The 26,218-nt window shown below is 69.1% G+C and carries 25 protein-coding genes and 1 pseudogene; 10 read left to right on the top strand and 16 right to left on the bottom strand.

The genetic code is table 11. From position 1 onward, the window contains the following. The first annotated feature begins 311 nt into the window (after positions 1-311). Positions 312-1,103: a hypothetical protein gene (locus GT755_RS22780; protein ID WP_161481645.1), complete on the top strand. Its 792-nt coding sequence runs from the start codon at positions 312-314 to the stop codon at positions 1,101-1,103. Between the two features lie 712 nt (positions 1,104-1,815). Here the strand turns inward: GT755_RS22780 and GT755_RS22775 are convergent. From GT755_RS22775 to GT755_RS22765, 3 genes are all read right to left on the bottom strand, one after another. After that, positions 1,816-4,119 (bottom strand): ABC transporter permease, encoded by a 2,304-nt coding sequence (locus tag GT755_RS22775; RefSeq protein ID WP_161481644.1) that lies wholly within the window; start codon positions 4,117-4,119, stop codon positions 1,816-1,818. Then, positions 4,112-4,765: an ABC transporter ATP-binding protein gene (locus GT755_RS22770; RefSeq protein WP_202610347.1), complete on the bottom strand. Its 654-nt coding sequence runs from the start codon at positions 4,763-4,765 to the stop codon at positions 4,112-4,114. The genes GT755_RS22775 and GT755_RS22770 overlap by 8 nt, the downstream gene beginning before the upstream one ends. A gap of 90 nt (positions 4,766-4,855) precedes the next feature. After that, complete coding sequence (locus GT755_RS22765; protein ID WP_161481642.1) at positions 4,856-5,434, bottom strand: TetR/AcrR family transcriptional regulator; 579 nt, start codon at positions 5,432-5,434, stop codon at positions 4,856-4,858. Positions 5,435-5,620: 186 nt separating this feature from the next. On the opposite strand from GT755_RS22765, the gene GT755_RS22760 reads away from it, so the two are divergent. Genes GT755_RS22760 through chrA form a run of 3 tightly spaced genes read left to right on the top strand, consistent with a single transcriptional unit; the run spans position 5,621 to position 7,934 of the window. Continuing rightward, positions 5,621-6,115, top strand: a complete 495-nt coding sequence (locus GT755_RS22760; protein WP_202610346.1) for a Chromate resistance protein ChrB — start codon at positions 5,621-5,623, stop codon at positions 6,113-6,115. Next, on the top strand, positions 6,112-6,543 hold the full coding sequence (locus GT755_RS22755) for a chromate resistance protein ChrB domain-containing protein (RefSeq protein ID WP_161481641.1): 432 nt from the start codon (positions 6,112-6,114) through the stop codon (positions 6,541-6,543). The genes GT755_RS22760 and GT755_RS22755 overlap by 4 nt, the downstream gene beginning before the upstream one ends. Positions 6,544-6,557: 14 nt before the next feature. Next, a complete protein-coding gene (chrA, locus tag GT755_RS22750; RefSeq protein ID WP_161481640.1) occupies positions 6,558-7,934 on the top strand; it encodes a chromate efflux transporter in 1,377 nt (458 codons plus the stop codon). A 30-nt stretch (positions 7,935-7,964) separates the two neighbouring features. On the opposite strand, the gene GT755_RS22745 is transcribed toward chrA, so the two are convergent. Further along, positions 7,965-8,951, bottom strand: coding sequence for a C40 family peptidase (locus tag GT755_RS22745; protein WP_328794466.1), 987 nt, complete (start codon positions 8,949-8,951; stop codon positions 7,965-7,967). Between the two features lie 150 nt (positions 8,952-9,101). On the opposite strand from GT755_RS22745, the gene GT755_RS22740 reads away from it, so the two are divergent. Then, positions 9,102-9,470: a BlaI/MecI/CopY family transcriptional regulator gene (locus tag GT755_RS22740; RefSeq protein WP_161481638.1), complete on the top strand. Its 369-nt coding sequence runs from the start codon at positions 9,102-9,104 to the stop codon at positions 9,468-9,470. Here the strand turns inward: GT755_RS22740 and GT755_RS22735 are convergent. The 4 genes from GT755_RS22735 to GT755_RS22720 form a co-directional block, all read right to left on the bottom strand. Beyond that, positions 9,446-11,542 carry a heavy metal translocating P-type ATPase gene (locus tag GT755_RS22735; protein ID WP_161481637.1) on the bottom strand — a complete coding sequence of 699 codons (2,097 nt, stop codon included), beginning with the start codon at positions 11,540-11,542 and terminating at the stop codon, positions 9,446-9,448. The genes GT755_RS22740 and GT755_RS22735 overlap by 25 nt on opposite strands. A 123-nt stretch (positions 11,543-11,665) precedes the next feature. Continuing rightward, on the bottom strand, positions 11,666-12,313 hold the full coding sequence (locus tag GT755_RS22730; RefSeq protein WP_161481636.1) for a DUF305 domain-containing protein: 648 nt from the start codon (positions 12,311-12,313) through the stop codon (positions 11,666-11,668). A gap of 79 nt (positions 12,314-12,392) precedes the next feature. Further along, positions 12,393-12,728 carry a DUF6153 family protein gene (locus GT755_RS22725; RefSeq protein WP_161481635.1) on the bottom strand — a complete coding sequence of 112 codons (336 nt, stop codon included), beginning with the start codon at positions 12,726-12,728 and terminating at the stop codon, positions 12,393-12,395. A gap of 50 nt (positions 12,729-12,778) precedes the next feature. Next, positions 12,779-14,710, bottom strand: a complete 1,932-nt coding sequence (locus GT755_RS22720; protein WP_161481634.1) for a heavy metal translocating P-type ATPase — start codon at positions 14,708-14,710, stop codon at positions 12,779-12,781. A 66-nt stretch (positions 14,711-14,776) separates the two neighbouring features. On the opposite strand from GT755_RS22720, the gene GT755_RS22715 reads away from it, so the two are divergent. Next, positions 14,777-15,115: an ArsR/SmtB family transcription factor gene (locus GT755_RS22715; RefSeq protein ID WP_161481633.1), complete on the top strand. Its 339-nt coding sequence runs from the start codon at positions 14,777-14,779 to the stop codon at positions 15,113-15,115. Here GT755_RS22715 and GT755_RS41600 read toward each other — a convergent pair. The 6 genes and pseudogenes from GT755_RS41600 to GT755_RS22680 all read right to left on the bottom strand — a co-directional run. Next, positions 15,105-15,380: pseudogene (locus GT755_RS41600) on the bottom strand (SUMF1/EgtB/PvdO family nonheme iron enzyme); the annotation flags it as partial. The gene GT755_RS22715 and the pseudogene GT755_RS41600 overlap by 11 nt on opposite strands. 28 nt (positions 15,381-15,408) lie before the next feature. Then, complete coding sequence (locus tag GT755_RS22705) at positions 15,409-16,503, bottom strand: threonine aldolase family protein (protein WP_161481631.1); 1,095 nt, start codon at positions 16,501-16,503, stop codon at positions 15,409-15,411. Positions 16,504-16,619: 116 nt separating this feature from the next. Then, positions 16,620-17,144: an aspartate carbamoyltransferase gene (locus tag GT755_RS22700; RefSeq protein ID WP_161481630.1), complete on the bottom strand. Its 525-nt coding sequence runs from the start codon at positions 17,142-17,144 to the stop codon at positions 16,620-16,622. Beyond that, complete coding sequence (locus GT755_RS22695) at positions 17,134-17,562, bottom strand: MarR family winged helix-turn-helix transcriptional regulator (protein WP_161481629.1); 429 nt, start codon at positions 17,560-17,562, stop codon at positions 17,134-17,136. The genes GT755_RS22700 and GT755_RS22695 overlap by 11 nt, the downstream gene beginning before the upstream one ends. Positions 17,563-17,598: 36 nt before the next feature. Next, positions 17,599-18,648: an MFS transporter gene (locus GT755_RS22690; RefSeq protein WP_202610345.1), complete on the bottom strand. Its 1,050-nt coding sequence runs from the start codon at positions 18,646-18,648 to the stop codon at positions 17,599-17,601. Positions 18,649-18,948: 300 nt separating this feature from the next. Continuing rightward, positions 18,949-19,587: a PP2C family protein-serine/threonine phosphatase gene (locus GT755_RS22680; RefSeq protein WP_235967014.1), complete on the bottom strand. Its 639-nt coding sequence runs from the start codon at positions 19,585-19,587 to the stop codon at positions 18,949-18,951. Positions 19,588-19,684: 97 nt separating this feature from the next. On the opposite strand from GT755_RS22680, the gene nhaA reads away from it, so the two are divergent. Continuing rightward, positions 19,685-20,956 carry a Na+/H+ antiporter NhaA gene (nhaA, locus tag GT755_RS22675; protein ID WP_161481627.1) on the top strand — a complete coding sequence of 424 codons (1,272 nt, stop codon included), beginning with the start codon at positions 19,685-19,687 and terminating at the stop codon, positions 20,954-20,956. Positions 20,957-20,966: 10 nt separating this feature from the next. Here nhaA and GT755_RS22670 read toward each other — a convergent pair whose 3' ends face one another. Together GT755_RS22670 and GT755_RS22665 are read right to left on the bottom strand one after the other, a co-directional pair. After that, a complete protein-coding gene (locus tag GT755_RS22670; protein ID WP_161481626.1) occupies positions 20,967-22,259 on the bottom strand; it encodes an ArsB/NhaD family transporter in 1,293 nt (430 codons plus the stop codon). Next, on the bottom strand, positions 22,256-22,699 hold the full coding sequence (locus GT755_RS22665; RefSeq protein ID WP_161481625.1) for a CBS domain-containing protein: 444 nt from the start codon (positions 22,697-22,699) through the stop codon (positions 22,256-22,258). The genes GT755_RS22670 and GT755_RS22665 overlap by 4 nt, the downstream gene beginning before the upstream one ends. A gap of 254 nt (positions 22,700-22,953) precedes the next feature. Between GT755_RS22665 and GT755_RS22660 the strand changes: the two genes are divergently transcribed. From GT755_RS22660 to GT755_RS22650, 3 genes are all read left to right on the top strand, one after another. Then, positions 22,954-23,592, top strand: coding sequence for an HD domain-containing protein (locus GT755_RS22660; protein WP_030451311.1), 639 nt, complete (start codon positions 22,954-22,956; stop codon positions 23,590-23,592). Next, entirely contained in the window at positions 23,592-24,509 is a 918-nt protein-coding gene (locus tag GT755_RS22655; RefSeq protein ID WP_161481624.1) for an NADP-dependent oxidoreductase, read from the top strand. The genes GT755_RS22660 and GT755_RS22655 overlap by 1 nt, the downstream gene beginning before the upstream one ends. A 348-nt stretch (positions 24,510-24,857) precedes the next feature. Then, positions 24,858-26,189 (top strand): sensor histidine kinase, encoded by a 1,332-nt coding sequence (locus GT755_RS22650; RefSeq protein WP_161481623.1) that lies wholly within the window; start codon positions 24,858-24,860, stop codon positions 26,187-26,189. Positions 26,190-26,218: the final 29 nt, after the last annotated feature.

Raw genomic sequence — 26,218 nt, 5'->3', positions numbered from 1 at the left:
TCAATCGACACCATCCGAATCGACATCTCGATGGACGGTGTATCCCTATCCGTGACCTTCAAGAAGCGGTAGTCACGGGCTGGACGACTTGCGCCGACAAAACCTAGCTCCATTGTCGCTGGCTGCCCGCCGTTGGCACTTACCTCCTTAGAGGCGACATCGCAAATGATCAGGCTTTTGTTGCGGCGGGATGCCTCTCCAGGTAAGAAATGTTGGAGCTCCGCCTCTTGTCCCCGTCGAGGGTTTCTGCCATTGCGTATAGGTCTAGAGAGCATGATGGCGTGGTCATGTAGTTGGGAGATGGTCAGACGATGAGTGATCTGCGAAAAGAAGAAGTCTTCGCGTTGCAGGTGGTCAGCCGTGTTTTGGGTGTCGAGGTCGAGGCATACGACCTGAAGGGCAGGCAATCGGCTGTTGACGGCCTGATCCACTTCTCAGATGGGCGGACAGCCGCATTGGAGATCTCCTCGATCGGAGCCGAAGACGAGGCAATCGCGGGCTACCTGAACAACCGAGGGCACCGACGTGCGGTCGATGGCTTGATGTGCTTGTGGTATGTCCAGGTTCCGCCGAACTTCCATCCCGCTGATCTGCGCCTCCTCGACAGGGTCCTCCTGGACTTGGAGCGAGAGAGTCGAAAGACCTTCGACTATCGTGCGATCTGGGATGAGGCCGTCAATGAGCGGCTGATGGGTGTGTTCGGCTCGGTGATCGCGAGTGGCGAAGACGCGCTCCACCGCCGAAAACCAGGTGCGTTCATTTTCACCCGCAGCTTAGGCGGGTTTCTTCACGACGGCATCCAGCCGTTGCCCGACGAATTAGCTCGTCAGCTACAAACCCCAACGGTGCAAGCGAAGATCAGGAAGCTCATGGCCACCGGCCTGGCGGAACGTCATCTATTCCTTCACGTTCGACCATCGGCTTTCAGCTTTCCGGTGTACGACGGCCTCGCCTTCGGGATCGATCTACCGCTCCTGCCTCCGCAGCTTCCCCCCGAGCTGAGTCAGGTGTGGCTGTTGTCGGGGTGGCAGGCCGGCGGAGTCGTGCGTGCGATCGGGCCCAACGAGTGGCGCAGAGATCAACCGTACGATCAAGCTTCCTAGCCTTCGCTGCCGTTGCAGTTCCCGTTGCAGTTCGCCTGTGCCCGCGCGTGACCGTCAGAGCCCGCCTCTGCTCTGACCAGCGGATTTGGACAGTAACGAGCTTGAGCGGACTGCCTTCACTGAGGATCCGGAGGCTCGTAATGCGTAGGTCTGAGGTTCCTGGGCTACGCCCTTCAAACCGGTGAAGGAACCTGAGGCGCCCCACGGATGTACGCGCGTCGCGGGGACAGTCGAACCGATGGCGGGCGGGTGGCGCCATCACAGAACGTGTGGACGGCGTGCTTTGGCCGTTGGCCGGATTGCTGGCTTATCGATCATGGTCTGTTCCGTGGCTGTTCCGCGGAAGGCTGGAAGATAGCCAAAGAAGATGAAGCGCCCCACAAGCGTTCGCCCTGCTCACGAGCTTGATCGAGGCCTCTTGCCAGATGGTCGGTTCCCGGGGAGAAGATCACCCAGATCTACGAAGGGACCAACCAGATCCAGCGCATGGTGATGGCGCGTCAGCTCCTCAAGTAGGGCCTGAACGGCGAACCCCGCCGAGGGTGGGCTGCGGCGGGGTTTCGGGCAGAAATGTACAGAGGGTAGTCGGCTAGCCGTGCATCTCCCGGAGCAAACCGTGCAGGTCGAGCGATTGCGCGGCCAGGATCAGCCCCAGTACGACCACCACGACGACGCCCCAGACGATCAGGGTTCTTCTGCGCATGACAGGTCCTCAGACGTAGGCGAGAGCTTGACGGACAGTGAGTGAGGAGGCGCGGCGGGCGGGAGCCGTACCGGCCAGTGCCGAGCCGGCGACGGCGATGACCAGCCACAACGCGAGCGCGAGCGGTGAGATCGTCAGCGTGAGCGGAAGCCGGAAGGCGAGGCTGCCGAGCAGCGAGCCGATGGCCCAGCTCAACGGCACCGCCAAGACGGCGGCGACGACCCAGCTCAGCAGGCCGACGACGACGGTCTCGCCGAGCACGATCCTCGTCACCGTGGACGGGCTCGCGCCGATGGCGCGCATGACGGCGAACTCGCGGGTGCGCTCGATGACGCCCGTTCCGGTGGCGGCGGCCAGGCCGAGCACGCCCACCACGGCCATCACGACGGCGAGCGCGATGAGCGCGCCGATCAATACGAAGACGTGGCCGTCGACGGCGGCGGCGAGTTCGGCGGTCGACTGGGTGGCCGCCTCGACGTCGGCCTCGCGAAGCGCGGCCCCGACGGCCGGGACGTCATCGGTGGCCACCCGCAACACCCGGCTCGGGCCGACTCTCTGCTCGAACGCGGCCCTGGTGACGTAGGCGGTGGCGGGGTTGCCGATCTCGCGAACCAGCCCGACGACGCGCCAGGTCGTCGGCTTGCCGTCAACGCTGTAGGTGACCGTGTCGCCGACCTTGGCCGGCCCGGCCAGGGAGTTGAGCACGGCGGCGTCGATGTCCCCGGGGCGCAGCATCCGGCCTTCGACGAGGGTGAAGTCGAGCAGGGTCGTCGCCTCGGGCACGCCCCGGATGGTGAAGCTGCCGTGTCCGCCGTCGGGGTAGGTGGAGGCGATCCCGGTCTGCGCGGAGGCCGGGGCGTAGCCCCAGGTCTCGACGGTTCGCACGCCAGGAAGGGCAGTGATCGCCGAGGTCAACGCGGGGTCGGGGGTGGTCAGGCGGATGTCGAGGTCGTAGTGGCGGGAGGCCATGCCCTCGTCGGCCGTGCGCTGCCAGGCGGCGGCCACGTTGAGCCCGGCCAGGAACAGCGCCCCTCCCGCCGAGAGCAGGCCGAGGGTGAGCAGCAGCCGGCCCCGGCGGCGGAAGGTGTTGCGGACCGCGAGCAGCAGCACTCGGTTGAGCCCGGTGATCCGGGCCGACACGGTCTCGTTCCGCACCCCGAAGTCGCTGATCGCCTCCCTGACCGTCACCCTGGCCGCCCGGACGATCGGGATGGCGGCGAACAGCGGTGGCACGAGGAGTCCGGCGGCGATCTGCACCGCGTACACCCACCACGGGATCGTCAGGCTGCCGAGTTCGAGGTTGAGCAGTTCGGCGACGAGGCCCGCGTAGGTGCGCGCTGCCAGGGTGCCCAGCGGCAGCGAGATCAGGGTGGCGATCAGGCCGAGGAGGAAGACCTGGGCGAGGTACAGGCCGGCGATCTGACCGGTGCGGGCGCCGATCGCCTTCATGACGCCGAGCTGGCGGATCTGCTGTGCCATCAGCCCGCCGATCACCGTGGCGGTCAGCACCGCGGCGAGGGCCAGGCCGAGCAGGGCGAAGACCAGCAGCATCGTCATGACCGCGGTCATCTGCGAGGAGTGGGGGTGCTTGCCGGGCGGCGGCACCTGGACCTCGTGCACCTCGCGCCCCTGAGCGCTGAGCCATGCCGACAGGTCGCGGGCGACCGCCTCGATCCCGGCTCGGTCCGTGGCCTCGGTGCGGATCTTCAGTTCGTCCAGTACGGGGGATCCGCCCAGCCCGGCGAGCGTCTCCGGCGTGACGTAGCCATAGGCCGACCGTTCCTGCCAGGCCGGGGCCAGGGAAGGATCGTGCACCACCCCTGACACGGTCAGCGGCCGGATCGTCCCACCCGGCAGGCGCACTTCCAGGGTTCCCGGCGGAACCATCTCACGGGCGCTGCGTTCGAGCAGCATCGTCCCGGCGGGTGGCGGCCAGGATCCGCTCTCATGGGTGACGGTGGCCAGGCGCATGGTGGTGAAGTCGGGCACCACGGTCAGCAGCAGCGTGCGCCACTCGTCGGGTCCGAGCCGGAGGCGGGCCGTGACGGTGGCGCGGGCCTCCGCGTCGGTGACTCCCGGCCAGGTGCGCACCCGGTCGACGAGGGCGGGATCCACCCGATCGAGGTCGAAGGTCGCGGCGGCGGGCCGGGTGCCCAGGTAGTTGGCGTCGATCTCCCGGGTGACGATGCCGTTGGTCCCGAGGACGGAGCCCACGCCGCTGATACCTGCGGCGATGGCGACCACGAGCAGGCTCATCCGCCCCGCCGCGAGGACCAGGTCGCGATGCGCCTTGTTCCAGCGCGGGCTAGACAACGCGGCCGTCCGCGAGTTCGACGGTCGCGGTGATGTACGGCGCCGCCTCCCGCCCGTGGGTGACCATGACGACGGTCGTGCCGTCGGCGGCGATGCCCGCGAAGAGTTCGAGCACGGCCGTGGCGGTCGCCGAGTCGAGGTTGCCGGTCGGCTCGTCGGCCACGAGTAACGGCGGCTCGTTCGCCAGCGCCCGCGCGATGGCGGCGCGCTGCTGCTGGCCGCCGGAGAGCTCGGCGGGCAGTTTGCCGGCCTGGTCGGCGATGCCGACCCGTTCGAGCAGGTCGAGCGCCCGCGGCTTGCGGGAGCCCGGATAGGTGCCGCAGAAGTCCATCGGCAGCATGACGTTCTCGGCGACGGTCAGCGTCGGCAGGAGCTGGAAGAACTGGAAGACCACTCCTATGTTCCGGCCGCGCCAGCCGGCGAGTTCGTTCTCGGACATGGTGTGGACGGCGGCCCCCGCGACGTGCACCTCACCACTGGTCGGCCGGTCGATGCCGGTGATCATGTTGATGAGCGTCGACTTCCCGCTCCCGGATCGGCCGACCACGGCCAGGAACTCACCCGCGTGCACCTTCAGGTCCACGCCGTGCAGCGCGGTGAAGGCGCCGTACGACTTGACGACCTCACGGACGTCGATGACGGACATACCTCTCCTCGAACATCGCATCAGTTAGTGAACACGATGTTCGATTGTGGTGAATCCGCAGGTCAACCGACAAAGAAGCCGATCCGTTCGCTACTGAACGGATTTCCAGAACTGTCCCGAAACGTCATAGGCGCCGTGGACGCTGGAGATGGCCAGCCGCATGTACATGTCGGCCATCTGCTCGGGCGTGTACGGCCGGTCCTCGTCGATCCACCAGGTCAGCAGCCCGACCAGGGAACTCATCAGGAACTCGAAGGTCACCTCGTGCGGCGGCCCGCCCTCGGGCAGCACGCTGTGGAGTCGCCGCAGGCCGATGTCGTAGATCCGCCGCCGCACGCCGTCGCGCATCACCTCGGCGCCGCGTTTCCCGGCCAGCGCCTTCCAGAGGTGGCGGTGCTGGTCGGCGTGCCGGAACGCGGCCAGCACCGGATTCGGGTCGCCGCCTTCGAGATGCCGCCGCATCTGCTCCTCAAGGGTGACCGACATCTCCTCCAGGCCGCTCAGCAGCAGGTCGTCCTTGTCGGTGAAGTGCGCGTAGAAAGTCGACCTCCCGACATCAGCCCGATCGATGACATCTTGGACGGTGATGCGGTCGTACCCCTTCTCCAGAATCAGATCGAGCAGCGCCCGGCGCAGCAGATCCCGCGTCCTGCGCACCCGCCGATCCATGGCGTCCCCTTTCCGAACACAGTGTTCAGCAGGGTAGGTGATGATGGAACCAGGGCCCCAGCTGCTGCCGGGCTTCGTGGTCGCGATCGGGGTCGGTGTGTACGGTGGCCGCGCCTTTGCCAGGGCCGTAGTGATCACGCGGATCGCGTGTTTGCCGGTAACCACGGTTTCTGTAACCATGGTTACGTGGGCGATGCCGGAGGTGTCGGGAAATGGGTACTGCTCGCGTACAAGATGCCGCGGCAACCCTCCACGCCGAGGATCGCGGTGTGGCGCAAGCTGGAGAGACTCGGGGTCGCGCGGCTCGGTGACGGTCTGGTCGCCCTGCCGGCCGACGCCCGTACCGCCGAGCAGCTGGGCTGGATCGCCGAGCAGGTCATCGAGAACAACGGGACCGCGACGGTCTGGACGGCCACGCCCGCGACCGCCGCACAGGAACAGGCGATAGCCACGGCGATGCAGGCCGATCGCGTCCTGGAATACCGGGCGCTGATCGATCAGGCCGGAGCCGCCCTCGACGCATCCCCCGGTGAACGCTCCCGCATCGCGGCTCGTCTTCGTGCCGAGGTGCGGCGGGTCAACCGGCGCGACTTCTTCCCCCCGGCCGAGCGGGAGACCGCCCGTCAGGCCGTTCGGGCCCTGGTCCAGCAGGAGGAAACCGAGTTGGAGGAGGCCGAATGAGATGGGCGACCCGCACGGGAGTGCACATCGACCGCGCCGCGTGCGCCTGGCTGATCCGCCGTCATGTCGACAGCGAGGCGGAGTTCGTCTTCGCCGACGACCTCGCGAACGTCCCGGAAGACGCGGTGCCGTTCGACATGCGCGGCGCGGATCTTTCTCACCACGGAGGCGACTGCACCTTCGAGACGATTCTCCGCCGCCACGACCTCGCCGATCCGGTGCTGTGGAAGATCGCGGAGCTCGTCCACGAGGCCGACATCGACGACGAGCGCTATGACGCGCCGGAAGCGCCGGGGCTGGACGTCCTGCTGCGTGGTCTGTCCATGACCAGTTCCGACGAGCGTGTCATCGAGATCGGCGCGGCGCTCTTCGACGGACTGTACGAGTACTACCGCCGGGCCCTGCTGCTCGGCCGCCCGACCGCCTGAGCCGGAGGCAGACGATGAGAAAGCCGACGACTGCGACGGAAGGCAAGGACTCCGTCGACGTCATCCCGTTCGGCGCGGCCGTTCGCGCCTGGTTCCTGATCAGCCTGCAGACCTTCGGCGGCCCGGCCGGTCAGATCGCCGTCATGCAGCGGACGCTGGTGGAGGAGAAACGCTGGATCGGCCAGCGGCGCTTCAACCATGCGCTGAGCTACTGCATGCTGCTGCCCGGCCCGGAGGCGCAGCAGCTCGCCATCTACGTCGGGTGGCTGCTCAACGGCACCCGAGGCGGACTGGTGGCCGGGGTGCTGTTCGTGCTGCCGGGCATGCTCGCCTTGCTCGCCCTTTCGGCGGTCTACGTCATCTGGCAGGACACCGCGATCGTCACCGCCCTGTTCGCGGGGATCGCCCCGGCCGTGCTGGCCATCGTCGCGCAGGCCGTCATCCGGGTCGCCAGACGTTCGCTCACCCATCCGGTGCTGATCGTGACCGCCGTCGCCGCCTTCGTGGCCCTGGCCTTGTTCGCGGTTCCCTTTCCGATCGTGATCGTCGCGGCCGCCGCTGTCGGCTGGACGGTCCACAGGTTCAAGCCTTCGGTGTTCACGTCCGGTGGCGGACATGGAGGTGACGGCGGACCGGCGCCGTTGATCTCCGACGACGCGCTGCACGACGCGCGGCCCGGCTGGCGCTCGGCCACGCGGATCCTCGCCGTGGGGCTGGTGGCCTGGTGGTCGCCGGTGGCGCTGGTCGCCCTGCTCACGGGTGCGGACAGTGTCTTCACCACCCAGGGCCTGTTCTTCTCGGGGGCCGCGCTGATCACGTTCGGCGGCGCCTACGCCGTGCTGGCGTTCGTCGCCCAGCAGGCGGTGGAGACGTACGGATGGCTCTCGCCGGGGGAGATGGTGCGCGGGCTCGCTCTGGCGGAGTCGACGCCCGGCCCACTGATCATGGTGGTGCAGTTCGTGGCGTTCCTCGGCGCCTACCGCGATCCCGGCGAGCTGACCCCCTGGGCCGCGGCGCTGCTCGGCGCGTTGCTCACCACGTGGGTGACCTTCGTCCCGTGCTTCCTGTTCATCTTCCTGGGAGCGCCGTACGTCGAGCGGTTGCGCCACAACACGGCGATCAGCTCCGCCCTGACCGGGATCACCGCCGCCGTCGTGGGGGTGATCGCGAACCTGGCCGTCTACTTCGCCCTGCACACCCTGTTCGGCACGACCGAGATCCGGACCTGGGGACCGGTCGAGGTGCTGACCCCCGATCCGTCGAGCCTGAACCCGGTGGGGTTGATCATCACCGTGATCGCGTTCGTGCTCACCTTCGTGCTGCGCTGGCCGATGTTGCGCATCCTGGGTGTCTGCGCGCTTCTGGGGCTGGGGTCGCTCCTGCTGACGTGAGGTCAGCCCCACAGCGGTCAGATCGGACGATCAGGGGCGTACGGCGCCCAGCAGGCGCCCGCGCCAGTATGTGTCGAGGTCGACCACTTTGACCACGTCGCCCGTCTGGGGGGCGTGAACCATCTTGCCGTCGCCCGCGTACATCCCCATGTGTCCCAGCCCGTTGCTGAACAGCAGGTCGCCGGGCTGGAGCGCGTCGAGCGAGACGCGCCGGCTCGCTCCCCACGCCCATTGCGTGTACGTCGTGCGGGGAAGCTGGACCCCCGCGCTCGCCCATGCGGCCTGGGTGAGGCCGGAGCAGTCCCAGGATCCCGGCCCCTCGGCTCCGTACTGGTAGGGCTTGCCGATCTGGGCGAAGGCGAACTGCAGCGCGGTCCGGGCATCGCCAGAGGCCGAACCCGTGTACTTGACCCCGGAGCCGTTGGGGTTGCCGACCCGATAGGTGTTGAGCCGCCTGAGCAGCTTGGTCTGCTCGCGGATGAGCCCTTCGACCTTCTTCTTCTCCCGCCCCACCTTGTCTCGTGCGGCGTCCGCCTCGGTCAGCACGACCTTGGCCTCGTCGCGTTGCTCGCGAAGCTCCACCGACGTCGCCTCGTACGCGCGCAGCACCTCACTCTGGGTGCGGGCGATCTGATCGACCAGGAGCATCTGGCCCAGCGCCTGATCACTGTTGTCAGGAGAGGCGAACATCCGGGCGCCGGCGAACCCGCCGGTCTGGAAGCTGCCCACCGCGAGGGACACCAGCTGCCGCTTGAGGGCGTCGAGGTGCTCGTTCTTCTTCTTCAAGGTCGCGTTGAGCGACCGGTACTTCTTGTCGGCCGCGGCGACCGCCTCTTCGGCCTGGTTGTACTGCTCGACCACCTCGTCGGCCTGTTCGTTGAGCTTGACGAGCTTGGCGCGGACCTGGGCGAGCGTGGGACGTGGCTCGGCGGCGACCTGGCTCGGGCTGGCCAGAACGGTGAGCGCGAGACCGCCCGCGATCAACTGGAGGTGTCTGCCGCGCGTCCGTAAGGGCACTACTAAGTCTCCTCGTAGATCGGGGTCACGAAATGGTACAGAAGATCCGTGATCTGTATGGCCGGATTGATGCCGGAAGGTATCAATGGAGACTCCGACTACGACCCCAGTTAGCATCACGGGATCAGGGGGGCCGAGACGATGCGGGCGATGCGGGGCCTGGGAGACCTGGAAGCCGTGATCATGGACCGGCTGTGGTCTTATCGTCGGCCGGCGTCGGTGCGGTTCGTTCTAGATGATCTTCGTAAGGATCGGGAGATCGCGTACACCACCGTGATGACGGTGATGGACAACCTGCACACCAAGGGGCTGCTCCGTCGGGAGCCGGTGGGCCGTGCCTATATCTACGAGCCGGTCGCCTCCAAGGAGGCGTACACCGCCCAACTGATGCGTGAGGTTCTCGCGTCGGGTGCCAACCCGGCGGCGACCCTGGTCCACTTCCTGGAGCGGCTCACTCCCGAAGAGGCCGTGGCGCTGGAGGCGGCACTCCGTGTCTATCCGCCGAAGGGGAGTCGATGACCGTCGCCGCCCTCCCTGGCCGGCGTGAGCGCCTCAGGCCGGAGGTCGAGGCGACGCAGCAACTGCGCGTTGAGTGCCACCACGATCGTGGAGAGCGACATGAGGATCGCGCCGACCGACATCGGCATCACGAACCCGACCGGCGCCAGCACCCCCGCGGCGAGCGGGACGGAGATCAGGTTGTAGCCGGCCGCCCACCACAGGTTCTGCTTCATCTTGCGGAAGCCCGCATGGGACAGGTCGATGACCGACAGGACCGATCGCGGGTCGTCGCTCGCGAGGATGACCCCTGCCGACGCGATGGCGACGTCGGTGCCCGCGCCGATCGCGATGCCCACGTCGGCCTGGGCGAGGGCGGGGGCGTCGTTGACGCCGTCTCCGACCATCGCGACCCGGCGGCCCTCGTTCTGCAACTCCTCGACCTTGTCGGACTTGTCTTCGGGACGGACGCCGGCGAAGTACCGGTCGATGCCGAGTTCGTCGGCCACCGACCGGGCGACCGCCTCGGCATCCCCTGTGATCATGACGACCCGCACGCCGCGGCGCCGAAGGGCCGCCACGGCGTGGCGGGACTCCGGCCGGATCTCGTCGGCCAGTTGCAGCGCGCCGACGACCTGGCCGTCCGCCAGGACGTGCAGGATCGTCGAACCGTGCGACCGCCATTCGTCCGCGACGCCGAGTTCCCGGACGTCTTCCCGCTCCAGCAGGTTCGGGCCGCCCACCTGGACCCGCCTCCCGTCGACGGTGGCCGCGACGCCGACGGCGGGTGACGACTCGAAGTCGTGGGCGGCGGCGATGGGTGCTCCGTGCTCCTTCGCCCCCGACACGATCGCCCGGGCCAGGGGGTGTTCGCTGTCTTCTTCGGCCGCCGCGGCCAGGGACAGCACTTCCCCGACCGTGTGCCCGTCGGCGGGTTCGACGGCGATCACCCTGGGCTCGCCCCGGGTCAGCGTGCCGGTCTTGTCGAATAGCACGGTGTCGACGGCCCGCATGCTTTCGAGCGCCAGCCGGTCCTTCACCAGGACACCACCGCGCGCGGCCCGTTCGGTCGCGATCGAGACGACGAGCGGAATGGCCAGCCCGAGGGCATGGGGGCAGGCGATCACCAGCACCGTGATCGTCCGGATGACCGCCTCGTCGGGAGCGCCCGCGAGCGACCAGACGGCCGCCGTGATGACGCCCGCCCCCAGAGCGAACCAGAACAACCACGCGGCGGCGGTGTCGGCGATGCGCTGTGCCCGCGACGAGGAGTTCTGCGCGTCGGTGACCAGGCGCTGAATGCCCGCGAGCGCCGTGTCGTCTCCGACGGCCGTCACCTGTACACGCAGGCCCGAGTCGGTCGCCACGGTTCCGGCGACGACCTTGTCCCCCTCCGACCGGCGCACGGTCCGCGACTCGCCGGTGATCATGGACTCGTCCATGCTGGCCGAGCCGCTGACGACGACCCCGTCAGCCGGGACGCGGCCACCCGGGCGGATGACGACGACGTCCTCGAGCCGCAGATCGGCAGGTCGGACGGGCACCGTCTGGTCTCCTTCGACCCGCTCCGCCTCGTCGGGCAGCAGGGCCGCGAGAGAATCGAGCGCGGACGTGGTCTGGGCCAGAGACCGCATCTCGATCCAGTGGCCCAGCAGCATGATGACGATCAGCAGCGCCAGCTCCCACCAGAAGTCCAGCTGGTGATCGAGCAGGCCGAGTGACGCGCCCAGCGAAGAGACGAACGCCACGGTGATCGCCAGGCCGATCAGCAACATCATGCCTGGCCGGCGCGACCGAAGCTCATCGACCGCTCCGGTCAGGAAGGGCTGACCGCCCCAGACGTACATCACGCTGCCGAGTACGGGTGAGACCCAGCCGATCGCCGAATGATCCGGCAGGTGATACCCGGCGATCATGGCGAACATCCCGGAGCTGAGAACGGTGGGAATCGCCAGGACGAGCATGATCCAGAAGAGCCGCCGGAACCGGGCGACGTGATCTCCGTGCCCGCCGTGGCCCTCGTGGGATGCGTGGCCGGACGGCTCGTGCGACGGGGCGTCGGAATGCACATGGTGTGCGGATGAGTGCTCCATGCCGGTCAGGTCCCTTCCTTCATGGCTTGGTGTTCAGGCCGCACGCTCCAACATACCCCTGTGGGGTATCTATTCCCCACGCATGGTGTTGCCGGAGCCCGCCACGCGGGCTCCGGCAACTGATCACATGGAGCCCAGAAGCTCCTTCATGTGCGCGATTTCGGCGCTCTGGGTGGCGATGATGGTCTCGGCCATGCTCTTGGCGGGCGGGTAGAACCCGGCCGAGAGTTCGGCTCTCGCCATGGTGACGGCGCCCTCGTGATGCTTGATCATCATCTCCAGGAACGCGGTGTCGAACGCCTTGCCGGAGCTGCCGGCGAGGTCGTTCATCTCCTCGGGGGTCATCATCCCCGGCATGCCCTCGTGCCCGGAGTGGTCCATGCCGGGCATGTCTTGGGGGACCGGCTGACCCCACATGGTGAGCCAACCGGACATCGTGTCGATCTCCGGCTGCTGTGCCTCGCTGATCTCCGTGGCCAACTCCTTGACCTCGGCCGAGGCCGCGCGTGTGGCGGCCAGTTCGGACATGGCCACCGCTTGGCGGTGATGGGGGATCATGCCTTGCGCGAAGGCGACGTCCGCAGCGTTGTGATCCATCGGCGTCTTGCTCGCCGTGGCGACAACGGCGGCCGGGCTCTGCGCGGAAGTGGTCCCCGTCGTGTGGGTGGTCCCGGAGGGCTCGCCGCCACCGCAGGCGGTGATCCCGATCGCCAGCGCCGCGGTGGCTGCGGCCAGCGACACCCGGCGGCGACTGATGTGGTGCGTGTTCATGGGCGAGTGACTCTCTGCGCGTACTGATCATGGCCATGACGAAGAGCCGCGGACTCTGAGAATCGCGGCTGGTCGGCCCTTATATGCGCAGAACCTGGAGGGAGATCGGATCCGGCGGCGCGCGACCATCCCGTACGCCCTCGGGCAGGATCGCCGATGGCACGGTCACGGGAAGGAGGCCGATGACCGACGCGCTCAGCGTCGGCGGCGTTGGACCGCCCTTGCCGATGGTGGTCGCGCAGCACAGGACAGCGTGCGTCAGGCACGTGGCCGGATCGGTCTGGTTGTGATGGCAGGCCGACTTCACATGCTGGTGAGCCGCAGACGCCGTCGCAGCCGCGTGACCGTGGCCGGTGACCGAAAAGGTCAGGTGGTGCATGGCCAGCAGGCCCGAGAGGACGGCGAGCACGAGCACGGCGGAGCAACGCGTCCCGAGGGAACACGGCGTCCTCTGCGCTCCACGCCTCACACAACTGAGGATATCGACCCGGTTCTGCGCCAGGCGGCATCCCGGAGCAGGCGGAGCCCATTGAGGCCGACGATGATCGTCGAGCCTTCATGCCCGGCCACGCCGAGGGGAAGTGGCAGGTCGCCGAACAGGTCCCAGGCGACCAGGACGACGATGAACGTCGCGGCGATGCAGAGGTTGGCCATGACGATGCGGCGGGCGCGGCGGGCCAGGGCGAGCACGGCCGGGACGGTGCCCAGGTCGTCGTGGGTCACGACCACGTCGGCGGTGTCCAGGGCCAGGTCGGAGCCGGTGCGGCCCATGGCGATCCCGGTGTGCGCGGTGGCCAGGGCGGGGGCGTCGTTGACGCCGTCTCCGACCAGCGCCACCCGGTCGCCCTGCCGTTCCAGATCACGGACGGCCTCCACCTTGTCCTCCGGTAGCAGGCTCGCGCGGACGTCGGTGATGCCGGCCTGCGCGGCCAGGTGGGCGGCGGCTTGGGAATTGTCTCCGGTGAGCAGGACAGGTTCAGTGCCCGTCAGGGCTCGCACACGGGCGACGGTGGGCGCGGCGGCCGGGCGGACGCGGTCGGCCAGTGCGAACCGGGCCACCGGGCGGCCGTCGATCGTCATCACCACGACGCTGTGCCCCGAGTCGCCGGATTCCGGACGGCCGGGCTTGCCGAGTTCGACCGGCCGCCCGTCGACACGCGCTCGCACGCCTTGGCCGGGCAGCGCCACGAAGTCGGTGACGGGGGGAAACGCCAGGCCCTGCTCGCGCGCGGCGGTCACTATCGCCCGTCCGAGGGGATGTTCCGAGCCTTGTTCCACGGCTGCGGCCATCGCCAGGAGATCTCGCCGCTCCAGGGTGTTCCCGGGCAACGGCTGAATCTCGGCGAGATGGGGCCGGCCCTCGGTGAGGGTGCCGGTCTTGTCGAAGGCGACCCGGGTGACGTCGGCGAGCTGCTCCATCACGATCGCCGACTTCACGAGCACGCCGTGGCGTCCGGCGGTGGCGATGGCGGCGAGCAGGGGCGGCATGGTGGCCAGCACGACGGCGCAGGGCGAGGCGACGATCATGAAGGTCATGGCCCGGATCAGGCTGTCCTGTACGGGCGTGCCCCAGAACAGGGGCAGCGCGAACAGGGCCACCGTGGCGGCGACCATGGCGACGGAGTAGCGCTGCTCGACCTTCTCGATGAACAACTGGGTCTTGGCCTTGGTCGCGCCGGCCTGCTCGACCATCGCGACGATGCGGGCGATCACACTCTCCTCGGCCGGGCGGGTGACCTGGACGTGGAGCGCGCCTGTGCCGTTAAGGGTTCCGGCGAACACCTCGTCGCCAGGTTGTTTGTCGACGGGCAGGCTCTCGCCGGTGATGGTGGCCTGGTCGACGTCGCTCGCTCCGGCGATGACGTGGCCGTCGCCGCCGATGCGCTCCCCGGGCCGTACCAGGATGACGTCGCCGACGGTCAGGTCGGCGGCCCGGACGATCTCCTCCTGGCCGGTGCCGTCCAGGCGGCTGGCCTGCTCGGGGGCCAGGTTCAGCAGGCTACGGACGGAATCCTCGGTGCGCTTGGTCGCCACGGCCTCCAGGGCGCCGGAGGTGGCGAAGATGACGATCAGCAGGGCGCCGTCGAAGACCTGGCCGAGCGCGGCGGCGCCGATGGCCGCGGCGACCATGAGCAGGTCGACGTCCAAGGTCCGTTCCCGGAGCGCCCTCAGCCCGGCCAGGCCGGGTTCCCATCCTCCGGCGGCGTAACAGGCGAGGTAGAGGGACCACCACGTCCACGAGGGAGCGCCCGCCACCTGGAGGAGGCCGCCGACGGCGAACAGCGTGGTCGCCGCGATGGCCCACCGGACTTCCGGCAGCGCGCCCGCGCCGGACCGCCACCACGTCGTGGGATGTGCCGACACGACGGGTGCAGACGTCGCGAGTCCTGTTGTCACGTCACCAGCGTATATGCGTAGTCACGAAGGTATGAATACAGGAAGATGATGAATTATGCTGGTGGGATGCACACCTCGTTGCCTGATTTCGACATGCCGACCGAGGAACAGGTGCACCTCGCCGCCGAGTCGTTCCGGATGTTGTCCGACCCGACCCGGATCAAGATCCTCTGGGCGTTGCTGCAGGGAGAGTCGTCGGTCGCCTGCCTGGCCGAGCTAGCCGACGCGGCACCCTCGACCGTCAGCCAGCACCTGGCCAAGCTCCGGCTGGCCGGGCTGGTCAAGGGGCGGCGGGAGGGCACGTTCGTCTACTACAGCGCGGCCGACGAGCACGTCCGCCGCCTGCTGTCCGAAGGGTTGTTCCACGCCGAGCACGTCGATGTTCAGACCTCGACCGGCGAGTAGCAGACACACATCTCGTCAGGCCGGCGACCCATTCGGGGACGCCGAGAGGCGAGTCGCCACCTGGAGAGAACGCGCCGACCGGGGTGGTCGAGGGCCGGTGACGGGCTTGTCGGGCCCACCAGGTGCGCCGGCGGTTCAGGTCGTCGGCTTCTTCGCCTACGCAGTCGACCAGCGCGGGATCGAAGCCGGCTCCCCCGGGCCATTGCCGCCGGGGTGAGCCGTGCGCGGCGTACTCCCCCTCGGCCTCGGTGGGCGCGATGTGCACAACCAGGTGATGTTCATGTCCCACCAGGTCACTCGCGCGGGTGAGAGCGGGGGGTGGCGCGGTCGAGCACCTGGTGGATCAGGGCGACCACCTCGTCAGGGGTGAAGTCCATGGCGTTCTCGCCGACGCTCACCTCGAAGGAGCATCGGCCGGGGTCGGGGGAGGAGCGCACCCGGCCCCACAGCTGGATTCCGGTCTCGGCGAGCAGCGCGTCACCTGCCTGATCGACTGAGCGTCGGTCGGCCGGTAGGTGGATGTGGAACAGCGGGGTCTGCGGCGGGTCGGGGTGGGCTCGTGCGGCTCCGTCGGCGTTGACGGCGGCGGCGATGGCGATCGCGTGATCGCGGTAGGCGGGCATGAGATCGGCCAGCGTGTCGAGGTGGACCAGCGCCGCCAGGGCTAGAGGCCAGGCGTCGCGGATGCCGCCGCCGAGTCGCTGCCGCCACACGCGGGCGACGTCGATGGTGGCGGTGTCGGCGGCGAGTACGGCGCCGCGTACACCCTGGAGGCTTTTGTAGAGCGAGACGTAGACCGTGTCGAACAGGGCGGCGATCTCGTCGAACGGGCGCCGGTAGTAGCTCTGGGCCTCCCACAACCGGGCGCCGTCCAGGTGCGCGGCGGCGCCGGTCGCCCTTACCAGGGAGACCTGTTCGCGCAGATCGTCCCAGGTGGGCAGCAGGCCGCCGAGGTCGCGCTGGGGCAGTTCCCAGACGGCGGCCGCGAGGGGCTCGCCGATCGCGGCCAGGTCGGCGGTGGTGATCAGTTCGTTGGGGTCGCCGGTACGGCGCAGCCGCAGGCCGTGGACCGCGTTGTAGCCCTGCTCCTCCCACACCTCAAGATGCGAGTAGGGATGGGCGGCGAACGTGCGGCGCCCGCGCCGGTCGGCGTGCACCCGCAGCGCGGTCTGCTGGGCCATCGTGCCGCTGGGGAAGAACAGCGCGCTCTCCTTGCCGAGCAGGTTGGCCAGCCGTCGTTCCAGCACCGCGACCGGGCCGTCGGAGCCGTCGGCGGGGGTGTCGTCGTCGACCAGCGCGAGCATCTGTTGCAGCACGACGCGGGGTCCGCGCCGGATCGGCGCGTGCAGGAACAGGGAGCGGTGTACGGGCGGGGTGGCGTCGAGCATGGATTTCTCCTTTGGCCGTCGCAGCAGAGGCGCGACGAGAGGGGAAGAACCTTACCGGGGTAGGGTATACGGGGAGATCCGCGGGTCCGCGCCGAAGATCGGCGGTGAGCGGTGGATCATTCGTGTTCGGCGTGCTGCCCATGGTCGGTGACCTGGGCGTCGAACCAGGCGTGCAGCGCCGAGATGAGGGCTGGGTCAGAGGTGGTGTAGGTGATCTGCGCTCCGGCGGAAGCCTCCGCGTAACGGACGTCGATCCGGTCGTGACCTTCCTCCAACGCGGAGAGTCCGGGCATCTGGCCGCCGTGGATGGACGCCGGGTCGCCGAAATCGCCCTTGCTGAAGCGGGTGACCTCCTCGGACAGGTGTGCACGGATGAGCTTCACCTGCGGGGCGTCGCCGGGGTCTTTCGCCGTCACGGTCTGCAGGCCACCCGTGCCGGTCTTGTCGAAGCGGTGCGTGGTCCGCTCCAGGTCGAACGGCATCACCTGACGGCTCCTGGCCGCGACCTCCGCCTGACGGTCTGCCAGCGCCCGCGCTTCCCTTTGGTCGCTCTGACTGCTCAAGGCGTATCCGGCCGACGCGGCGGCGATGACCGCAAGGCCCGCCAGCAGCAGCGGAACACGTCGCCTCCTAAGGTTCATCGATTGCCTCCGTGAGGATTTCCAGTGCGTGCAGGACACCGGCACGTTCGCCGTCGGGCACGCGTTCCAGGATCGAGGAGAAGCGCGCCGCTCTGGCCTTGGCCAGTTGCTCGGCGGCTGCGGTTCCGGCGGCGGTGAGCTGGACCAGCACGCCGCGCCCGTCGTCCGGAGCCGGGCCGCGTTCGGCCCAGCCGCGGTTGATCAGTTGCGTGACGAGTCTGCTGGTGGTGCTCTTCTCCAGGCGCAGCCGCCGGCTCAGCTCGCTTTGCCGCAGCGCGCCGTCGCGGGCCAGTTCGCCCAGCGCGTGTGCCTCCGAGACAGGGACGGGCCGACCGCATGGGGTCTGGTCGGGATGATGCAATCCGAATGCCCGGACGAACCGGGCCACGGCGTCCTGGAGGTCGCGCTCATCCGCCATGGTTCGACCATACAACTATCTGGTTGTGTCATACAACTAGATTGAATCGGCGACCGCCGGCCGCACGGTGGGCACGATGAGCAGGGCGAGCACGGCCGATACGGCGGCGGTGACGGCCGCGAAGGTGAACGCCTGGGAGAAGCCGACGTCGGTGCTGCCGGCCAGACTCGCGGCGGCGATGCTGGAGACCACGGCGACACCGAGTGAGGCGCCGAACTCGTGGAAGGTGCTGAGCAGCCCGGATGCAAGGCCGGCCTCGTGGTGGGCGACCTGCGAGAGTGCCGTCGTCGAGGACGCGACGAAGGCGGCGCCGATGCCCGCCGCGCCGAGGCTGACCCCGATGACCACCGGCATCGGCCCTTGGAGAAACGCCGGAACCGCGAGCCCGACAGCCGCGATCAGCATGCTCGCCACCGCTGTCGGGCGGGCGCCGGCGCTGCCGACGAGTCGTCCGGCGGCTTGGGCGCCGATGATCGTGGCCACCGCCACCGGAAGGAACAGCAGACCGGTCTGCAGGGCGCCGAATCCTTCGTGGTGCTGCAGGTAGAAGGAGCCGAGGAAGAACACGGAGATCATCAGGGCGGTGGCCACCAGGATGAGGAAGATGCCGGAGGTCACCGGACGCCGGGTGAGGATGCCCAGGTCCATCAGTGGTGAACGGCTGGTGCGCTGGACGACGACGAAGACGGCGTACAGGATGACGGCCCCGGCCAGCAGGCCGAGCGTCGCCGCCGAGACCCATCCTCGGTCGCCGGCGCCGATCAACCCGTAGATCGCCGTTCCGGTGCCGGCGGTGACCAGCAGGGCGCCGGGGACGTCCAGGCGTACCCGCGAACCGGTCGGCGGTTCGGTGGGCAGTGTCCGGGTGAGCCCGATGAAGACGATCACTCCGATCGGTACGTTGACGTAGAAGACCCACTCCCAGCTCGGCCCGCCGGTGAGCACGCCACCGAGCAGGACGCCGACCGCTGAGCCGCCGCCGCCCTCGGGCACGCCATCGAGCAGGGCGATTTCAGTCTCGACGACGTCGATCTCACGGGTGGTCCAGGTGCCGCTCTGACCAGGCTGATCGATTCGAGCTGGCAACTGGTCGATCGGTCCAGGTCGCTACTGACGGCCGCGCAAAGTGTGCTGCCTCCCAGCAGGATCCGTGAGCTGCACGCCGGGCCGGCGGAGCGTGTTCAGAAGCTCGTGGAGCGCGGCCGGGACGAGGGGGTCTTCCGGACGGACCTACCCACCGAGTGGCTGGTCGGCGTGATGCACAGCGTCATGAACTACGCCGCGGACGAGATCAACGCCGGTCGCCTTCCTGCCGATCAAGCTGCGGGATACATCGCGGCCACGACGCTCGCGGCGTTCAAGGTGACGCCTTCATGACGCCGCGTATTACTGTCCGACCAGCAGCATGGCCGCGTCGTCGGGCAGCGGACCGCCGACGTGGTCGAGAAGGTCGGCCCGCAGATCGTCCAGTGCTCTCTGGGGATCGGTGTGGCCGAGCAGGGCGAGGCGGTCGCTCAACGGGTAGAAGGCCCCGGTTCCGTCGCGGGCTTCGATCACGCCGTCGGTGTACAGGAGCATCTGGTCGCCTTGGGTGAACGGCACCCGCAACGGTTTGGGGCCGGGGAGCCCCAGCGCGGCCAGGCCGAGGGGAAGGCCGTCTTCTTCGGGTTCGAGCAGCACGGCCCGCCCGTCGTGGCGGATCACCAAGGGCGGGGGATGCCCGCAGTTCAAGACGGAGATCTCGCCGTCGTGGGCTTCGGCGATGACGGCGGTCACGAACGTCTCTCCGCTCAGATGCCGGGCGAGGCTGGTCTCCAGGCGCTCGCCGAGCCCGGAAAGGTCGTCCTCCTCGTAGGCCGCCTCGCGGAAGGCCCCGAGCACCCAGGCGGCCGTCTCGACGGACGCCAGTCCTTTGCCCTGGACGTCGCCGATCAGCAGCCGGACCCCCTTGGGCGTGGTGACCACCTCGTAGAGATCACCGCCGATCTGGGCCTTCGCGGCGGCGGGGATGCAGGACAGCGCCAAGCGTCCCCTGGTGGGCGTATTGATACGATCAGCGAAGGTGTGCCGGGAAGTCTGGTCGGCGGAAGCTGTCGCGTTCCTGCTAGCAGAGCGGAGTTCCATGCCCGGCACCGAGATTCGTCGTGCCCCTCGACTGTTCGACCGCAGCACCTGGCCCGAGGCCAGGCGTATCGCCGACATCCTGCGCAAGGAGACCATCGGCGGCGCGTTGTTGCTGGTGGCGGCCCTGGCCGCGATGGTGTGGGCCAACTCCCCGTGGGCGCAGGCCTATCGGGACCTCGGCGCGATCGAGGTCGGCCCCGCCGTGCTGCACCTGAACCTCGACCTGGCCACCTGGGCGGCCGACGGCCTGCTGGCGATCTTCTTCTTCGTGGCCGGGCTGGAGCTCAAACGCGAGTTCGTCGCCGGTGACCTGAGCGACGTCCGCCGCGCGGCCGTGCCCGTGGCGGCGGCGTTCGGCGGGGTGCTGATCCCGGCTCTGCTCTACCTGGCCATCGCGGGCGAGGCCGGAGCACGAGGGTGGGCGATCCCGACCGCCACCGACATCGCCTTCGCCCTGGCCGTGCTGGCCGTCGTCGGCCGGAACCTGCCCGCCGGGCTGCGCACGTTCCTGCTGACGCTGGCGGTGGTCGACGACCTGATCGCCATCGTCATCATCGCCGTCTTCTACACCGCCCACCTGTCGGTCCTGCCGCTGCTGGCGGCCCTGGCGCCGCTGGCGGTCTTCGCCGTGCTGGTACGGCGGCGGGTGTGCACCTGGTGGGTGCTGCTGCCGCTGGCGTTCGCCACCTGGGCGCTGGTGCACGCCTCGGGCGTGCACGCCACGGTGGCCGGGGTGCTGCTCGCGCTGACCGTCCCGGTGCCCCGCCGCGACGGCGGGGAGGGCCCGGGGCTGGCCGAGCACTTCGAGCACCGGTTCCGGCCGATCTCCGCCGGGATCGCGGTGCCGGTCTTCGCCTTCTTCTCCGCCGGTGTCACGCTCGGCGGCCTCAGCGGTCTGGCCGGCACCCTGAGCGACCCGATCGCCCTGGGCGTGGTCGCCGGTCTGGTGGTGGGCAAGCCGGTCGGCATCCTGCTGGCCACCTGGCTGGTGGCCCGTTTCACCCGGGCGAGCCTGGACGAGGGCCTGGCCTGGATCGACCTGGTGGGCCTGTCGGTGCTGGCCGGGATCGGCTTCACCGTCTCCCTGCTCATCGGCGAGCTGGCCTTCGACGGGCAGAGCGGGGTCAAGGTCGCGGTGCTGGCCGGGTCGCTGGCCGCCGCCCTGGTCGCGACGGTGATCCTGCGGATGCGGGCCCGCGTCTACCGGCGGTTGCACGAGGCCGAGACCCGCGACTCCGACGGCGACGGCGTCCCCGACTGCTACGAGTGAGGCCGCTCTTTTAGATCAGGTACCGCAGCCACAGGTAGGGCGTGACCAGCGCGACCGTGACCACGGTGACGACCAGGCCGTACTTGGTGAACGTCCAGAAGCTGATCGGCTGGCCGTTGCGGGCGGCGATGCCGATCACGACCACGTTGGCGGCGGCCCCGACGGCGGTGGCGTTGCCGCCCAGGTCCGCGCCGAAGGCCAGCGCCCACCAGAGCACCTGGGCGTGCTCGTTGCCGCCGTTGGCCTGGACCAGATCGGCGGCGATGGGGCTCATCGTGGCGACGTACGGGATGTTGTCGACGATCGCCGAGATCCCGGCCGAGCCCCACAACATGACCATCGTGGCCAGCCCGAGACGGCCCTCGGTGGCCTCGACCGCCAGGCGGGAGACCTGGCCGATGACGCCGGTCTCGACCAGGGCGCCGACCATGACGAACAGTCCGACGAAGAAGACGAGGGTCGGCCACTCGACCTCGGCGATGGCCTCTTCCGTGGTGACCTTCGTGGCGGCCACCAGGATCCCGGCTCCCAGGATCGCGACGACCGAGGGTTCGTAGTGCAGCACCGGGTGCAGCACGAACGCCACCAGGACCAGGCCGAGCACCACGAGGCTCTGCCAGAGCAGGCGACGGTCGGAGATGGCCTCCCGTTCGTCGAGCTGCATGATCTCGGCGGCGCGCTGTTCGTCGTACACGAACGCCTTGCGGAACAGCACCCGGCACAGGCCGAGGAACACGACGACCAGGACCACCACCATGGGGGCCATGTGGACCAGGAAGTCGTTGAACGACAGGCCGGCCCGGCTGGCGATGATGATGTTCGGCGGGTCGCCCACCAGCGTGGCCGCGCCGCCGATGTTGGAGGCCAGCGCCTCGGCGATCAGATAGGGCACCGCCGACAACCCCAGCCGCGCGCACACCAGGAAGGTGACCGGCGCGATCAGCAGCACCGTCGTCACGTTGTCGAGCAGCGCCGAGGCCCCGGCGGTGATCAGGACCAGCAGCACCATCAGCCGATAGGGGCGGCCCTTGGCGCGTTTGGCCGCCCAGATGGCCAGGTATTCGAAGACGCCCGTCTGTTTCAGCACCCCGACGATGACCATCATGCCGAGCAGCAGGAACACGACGTTCCAGTCGATCCCCGTCTCCTCGGAGAAGAACGCCGCCCCGGCGTCGGTGGCGTGGATGCCGAGCATGATCCCCGCCCCGCCGAGCGCGGCGGCCACCCGATGGACGCGCTCGGTGGCGATCAGGGCGTAGACGCCCAGGAAGACCGCCAGCGACACCCAGGCGAGGGCGCTCACGCGCCGGAGACCCGGTCGAACAGCACCGTGAGAGTGATCGCCCCGAGATAACGATCCTGGTCCACGACCGCGACCAGCGGACTGCGGGTACGGGCCATCAGCGCGGCCACCTCCAGGATCGTGGCGTCGGGATCGGTCACGGGAAGCTCTTTCGGTTGTGGCGGCAGCGCGTCGCGCACGGTTCGGTCGCCGACGTCGTGAAGGAAGCGGTCGGCGTGTGCCTCGTCGACGACGCGCGCCAGCGCCGGGTCGTCCTGGCAGTAGCCGGGCACCGCGAGCGCGAGAACCTGGGTCCCCGGCAGGACGCTGTGCGGGAGACCGTCCTCGTTCAGCACGATCAGCCCGGCGAGATGGAGCTCGGCCATCAGCCGGGCGGTCTCCCTGATCGGGGTGTCGAGGGTGACGGTGGGGAAGTCGGTGAGCAGATCGCGAGCACGCACGGGGCCGGCCTTTCGCAGACGGCAAAGACTGTGCCGACCAGACTTCCCGGCTCACCTGGCAGGAACTCTAACAACTGACGGCGGAAACGGCGCCGTCAAGGCGCCTCAACAGGTGTCTCCGCTTCCCGGCGAGAAGAAGTTGCCTGTTTGTCGGTATATGAGTGATTTCTGGCCGGATAAGGGCGGCGCCGCGGACCGATCCGCAGGCAGCATGGAAACGGACATTCCTTCCACGGCTGAAAGGGTCAACGGCGATGCCAGAGGCCATCGCGGGGCTGGAAATTCCTGAGACGACGGCGGTCGCCGAGGCGACCAAGATCGCTCAGGATATGACCGGTCCCCTCATCTACCACCACTCCCGGCGGGTCTTCTTCTTCGGGCTGATCCACGCCAACCGGCTCGGCGTGAAACCCGATCCGGAACTGCTCTACCTCGCGGCCATGTTCCACGACACCGGCCTGCGGACGCCCTTCTCCGAGGAGGAGCAGCGTTTCGAGGTCGACGGCGCCGACCACGCGCGGGCCTTCCTCGCGGAGCGGGGCTTCTCCGCGGCCGCGGCCGACACGGTCTGGACGGCCATCGCCCTGCACACCACCCCGGGAGTGCCCGGCCGGATGGCCCCGGAGATCGCGGCCACCCACCTCGGCGTGCTGACCGACGTGGTCGGCTTCGGCCTCGACGGGTTCGCCCACGGCCAGCTCGAGGAGATTCTCGCCGCCCACCCCCGGGGCGACTTCAAGAACGAGTTCCTGCGGGTGTACGTCGACGGGCAGAAGGACCGCCCGGAGACCACGTTCGGGACCGTCAACGCCGATGTGCTCGAACACTTCGTCCCCGGCTTCCGGCGGACGACGACGGTCGAGCGCATCCTGAACTCCCCCTGGCCGAGCTGATGCGCGCCGTCATCGCGCGGGAGCGCGACGCCGGGGCCGGCGGCCTGACGCCGGCCGAGATGCCCTATCCCCACGCGGCCGAGAACGACGTCATCGTGCGCGTGCACGCCGCCGGGTTCACCCGCGGGGAGCTCGACTGGCCGGCGACGTGGACCGACCGGGCCGGTCGCGACCGCACGCCCACCATCCCCGGCCACGAGATGTCGGGGGTCGTGGTCGAGCTCGGCTACGGGACCACCGGCCTGACCGTGGGCCAGCGGGTGTTCGGGCTGACCGACTGGGCCAGGAACGGGTCGCTGGCCGAGTTCATCGCCGTGGAGGCCCGCAACCTCGCGCCGGTCCCGGCCGACGTCGACCACACCGTGGCCGCCGCGCTGCCCATCTCCGGCCTCACCGCGTGGCAGGGGCTGTTCGACCACGCCCGTCTCACGACCGGGCAGACCGTCCTGATCAGCGGCGCCGCCGGGGCCGTCGGCTCGATCGCGGTCCAGCTCGCGCGGGAGGCGGGCGCCGTCGTGGTCGCCACCGGCCGGGCCCGCGACCGCGAGCTCGTGCTGGGTCTGGGGGCGCAGAGCTTCTTCGACCTCGACGCCGAGGACGTGCGGGACGCCGGTGAGGTCGACGTGGTGTTCGACGTCATCGGCGGCGAGGTGCTGGCCCGGTCGGCCGAGCTGGTCCGTCCGGGCGGCACCCTGGTCAGCGTCGCCATGCCGCCGGACGTGCGGCCCAAGGACGGGCGGGCGCTGTTCTTCGTCGTCGAACCCGACCGCGCCCGGCTGGCCGACCTCGTCCAGCGGGTCAGGGACGGACGGCTGAGCGTACTGGTGGGCGAGGTGCGCCCGCTGGCCGAGGCGGCCGACGCATACGCGCGCAAGTCCGCCGCGCCCGGCAGGACGATCATCAAGGTGGCGCCCTGAACCGTCCATGATTTTCGGACCGGTGTCTAGCAAACGATCGAGGAGTAAAAACTTTGCCCAACGTGAACCCCGCCAGGCGTAGGGCTTGGCGGGATTCACCGCCCTCACCTGCCAGAACAGGTTTTGGCCGGGTGAACTTCGCGTCATAGACTCAAAGTGAGAAACGAGGTCGTCCGCCTCCCCAGAGAATCGCCGTCGAGGTCTCCCGCGACTCCGGCCTCGGCCCGGACGCCTCTCGCAAACAGCGGAAAAGACCGCGCGATCACCTGACAGCTCACCGGCCGACTTCGGGCAGAGGCTCGACCGGCCTTTTCGCGTTCCCTTTCCGCGAAGCAGAAGGGGCTTTGGATGACGCGAGCTTTCCGAGTCCGGAGGACCGTGGCGACCGCCCTGGTGACGACCCTGGTGTGCGTCGGGGTCAGTGTCCTCTTCCTGCTGTTCGCAGGCTACAAGGAGATGGACAGCGTCCAGGCGCGGGCCACCCTGACGTGGGGCCACGTGGTCCCGCTCATCCGCGAGGGCCCGCTGCCGAAGACGCTGAAGGACGACTCCGTCAACGCCGTGCAGGTGGTGGACGCCCATGGGCACGTCGTGGCGGCCACCCCCCAACTGGCGGGCAAGGGCCCGATGGCCGACTTCCACGCCGACCGCGCGAGCGTGCGGGCGGAGCGCACGTTGTGCCCGCCGGCGGGGCTGCACGGATGCGCGACCGTGTTGTCGTACAAGGTCTACCAGCCGGGCGGGTTCTGGCTGCTCTACATGGCGCTGCCCGTGGTCGCCTGGTACGGGAGCGTCACCTCCATCGTCACGGCGGTCGGGGTGTCGCTGCTGGTGATCTCGGTGCTGACCGCCTGGACCTTCCGCGACCTCACCAAGGCCCTGGCCCCCGTGAACGCCATCCGCATGCGGATGGCCGAGATCACCGCCACCGGCCTCGACCGCCGGGTCCCGGTGTCGAACAAGTACGAGGAGATCCAGCTCCTCGCCGAGACGGTGAACGCCACCCTCGACCGGCTGGAGGTCGCCTACCAGCAGCTCCGCCGCTTCACCCAGGACGCCTCCCACGACCTGCGCACCCCCATCACGGCCATGCGGGCCCAGCTGGAGGAGGCGCTGATGCACCCCGACAGCACCGACTGGCCGACGATGAGCACGGAGGTCCTCGCCGGGGTCGAACGGCTCCAGGCCATCGTGACCGACCTGCTGACCCTGGCCCGGCTCGACGCCCGCGCGCCGGTCGACCGCTCGCCGACCGATCTCGGCGCCCTGGTCGGCGGGGAGCTGAAGCGCCGGGCGTACCGGAAGAAGATCGTCACCGACCTGGCCGAGAACGTCCGGGTCGACTGCGACCGGTTGCGCATCACCCGGGTCCTGGGCAATCTGCTCGACAACGCCGAACGCCACGCGACCTCGCAGATCACCGTGCGGGTGCGGGGCGACGCGACCTGCGCCACCCTTGAGGTGATCGACGACGGGGCCGGGATCGCGCCCGAGCACCGGGAGATCGTCTTCGACCGGTTCACCCGGCTGGACGCCTCACGGGCGCGCGACGCGGGCGGAACGGGGCTGGGCCTGTCCATCGCGCGGGAGATCGCCGAAGCGCACGGCGGGAGCCTGACGATCCAGGACAGCGAGCGTGGGGCCCGGTTCGTGCTGCGCCTGCCCAGGACGCCCTCCTAGGCCCCTCCACTTTCAACCTATAGCGCAGC

Source organism: Herbidospora solisilvae, assembly GCF_009901565.1.
Taxonomy (GTDB): Bacteria; Actinomycetota; Actinomycetes; order Streptosporangiales; family Streptosporangiaceae; genus Herbidospora; species Herbidospora solisilvae.
This window is presented reverse-complemented; position numbering and strand designations above follow the sequence as displayed.

Excerpts from the sequence above, each read along its gene's own strand:
- GT755_RS22765 (WP_161481642.1), bottom strand. The coding sequence starts at position 5,434 with ATGGATCGGCGGGTGCGCAGGACGCGGGATCTGCTGCGCCGGGCGCTG.
- GT755_RS22655 (WP_161481624.1), top strand. The coding sequence starts at position 23,592 with ATGCGCGCCGTCATCGCGCGGGAGCGCGACGCCGGGGCCGGCGGCCTG.
- GT755_RS22660 (WP_030451311.1), top strand. The coding sequence starts at position 22,954 with ATGCCAGAGGCCATCGCGGGGCTGGAAATTCCTGAGACGACGGCGGTC.
- GT755_RS22730 (WP_161481636.1), bottom strand. The coding sequence starts at position 12,313 with ATGAACACGCACCACATCAGTCGCCGCCGGGTGTCGCTGGCCGCAGCC.
- GT755_RS22695 (WP_161481629.1), bottom strand. The coding sequence starts at position 17,562 with ATGGCGGATGAGCGCGACCTCCAGGACGCCGTGGCCCGGTTCGTCCGG.
- GT755_RS22715 (WP_161481633.1), top strand. The coding sequence starts at position 14,777 with ATGCACACCTCGTTGCCTGATTTCGACATGCCGACCGAGGAACAGGTG.
- GT755_RS22740 (WP_161481638.1), top strand. The coding sequence starts at position 9,102 with ATGCGGGGCCTGGGAGACCTGGAAGCCGTGATCATGGACCGGCTGTGG.
- GT755_RS22735 (WP_161481637.1), bottom strand. The coding sequence starts at position 11,542 with ATGGAGCACTCATCCGCACACCATGTGCATTCCGACGCCCCGTCGCAC.
- GT755_RS22780 (WP_161481645.1), top strand. The coding sequence starts at position 312 with ATGAGTGATCTGCGAAAAGAAGAAGTCTTCGCGTTGCAGGTGGTCAGC.
- GT755_RS22705 (WP_161481631.1), bottom strand. The coding sequence starts at position 16,503 with ATGCTCGACGCCACCCCGCCCGTACACCGCTCCCTGTTCCTGCACGCG.
- GT755_RS22700 (WP_161481630.1), bottom strand. The coding sequence starts at position 17,144 with ATGAACCTTAGGAGGCGACGTGTTCCGCTGCTGCTGGCGGGCCTTGCG.
- GT755_RS22755 (WP_161481641.1), top strand. The coding sequence starts at position 6,112 with ATGAGATGGGCGACCCGCACGGGAGTGCACATCGACCGCGCCGCGTGC.
- GT755_RS22650 (WP_161481623.1), top strand. The coding sequence starts at position 24,858 with ATGACGCGAGCTTTCCGAGTCCGGAGGACCGTGGCGACCGCCCTGGTG.
- chrA (WP_161481640.1), top strand. The coding sequence starts at position 6,558 with ATGAGAAAGCCGACGACTGCGACGGAAGGCAAGGACTCCGTCGACGTC.
- GT755_RS22770 (WP_202610347.1), bottom strand. The coding sequence starts at position 4,765 with ATGTCCGTCATCGACGTCCGTGAGGTCGTCAAGTCGTACGGCGCCTTC.
- nhaA (WP_161481627.1), top strand. The coding sequence starts at position 19,685 with ATGCCCGGCACCGAGATTCGTCGTGCCCCTCGACTGTTCGACCGCAGC.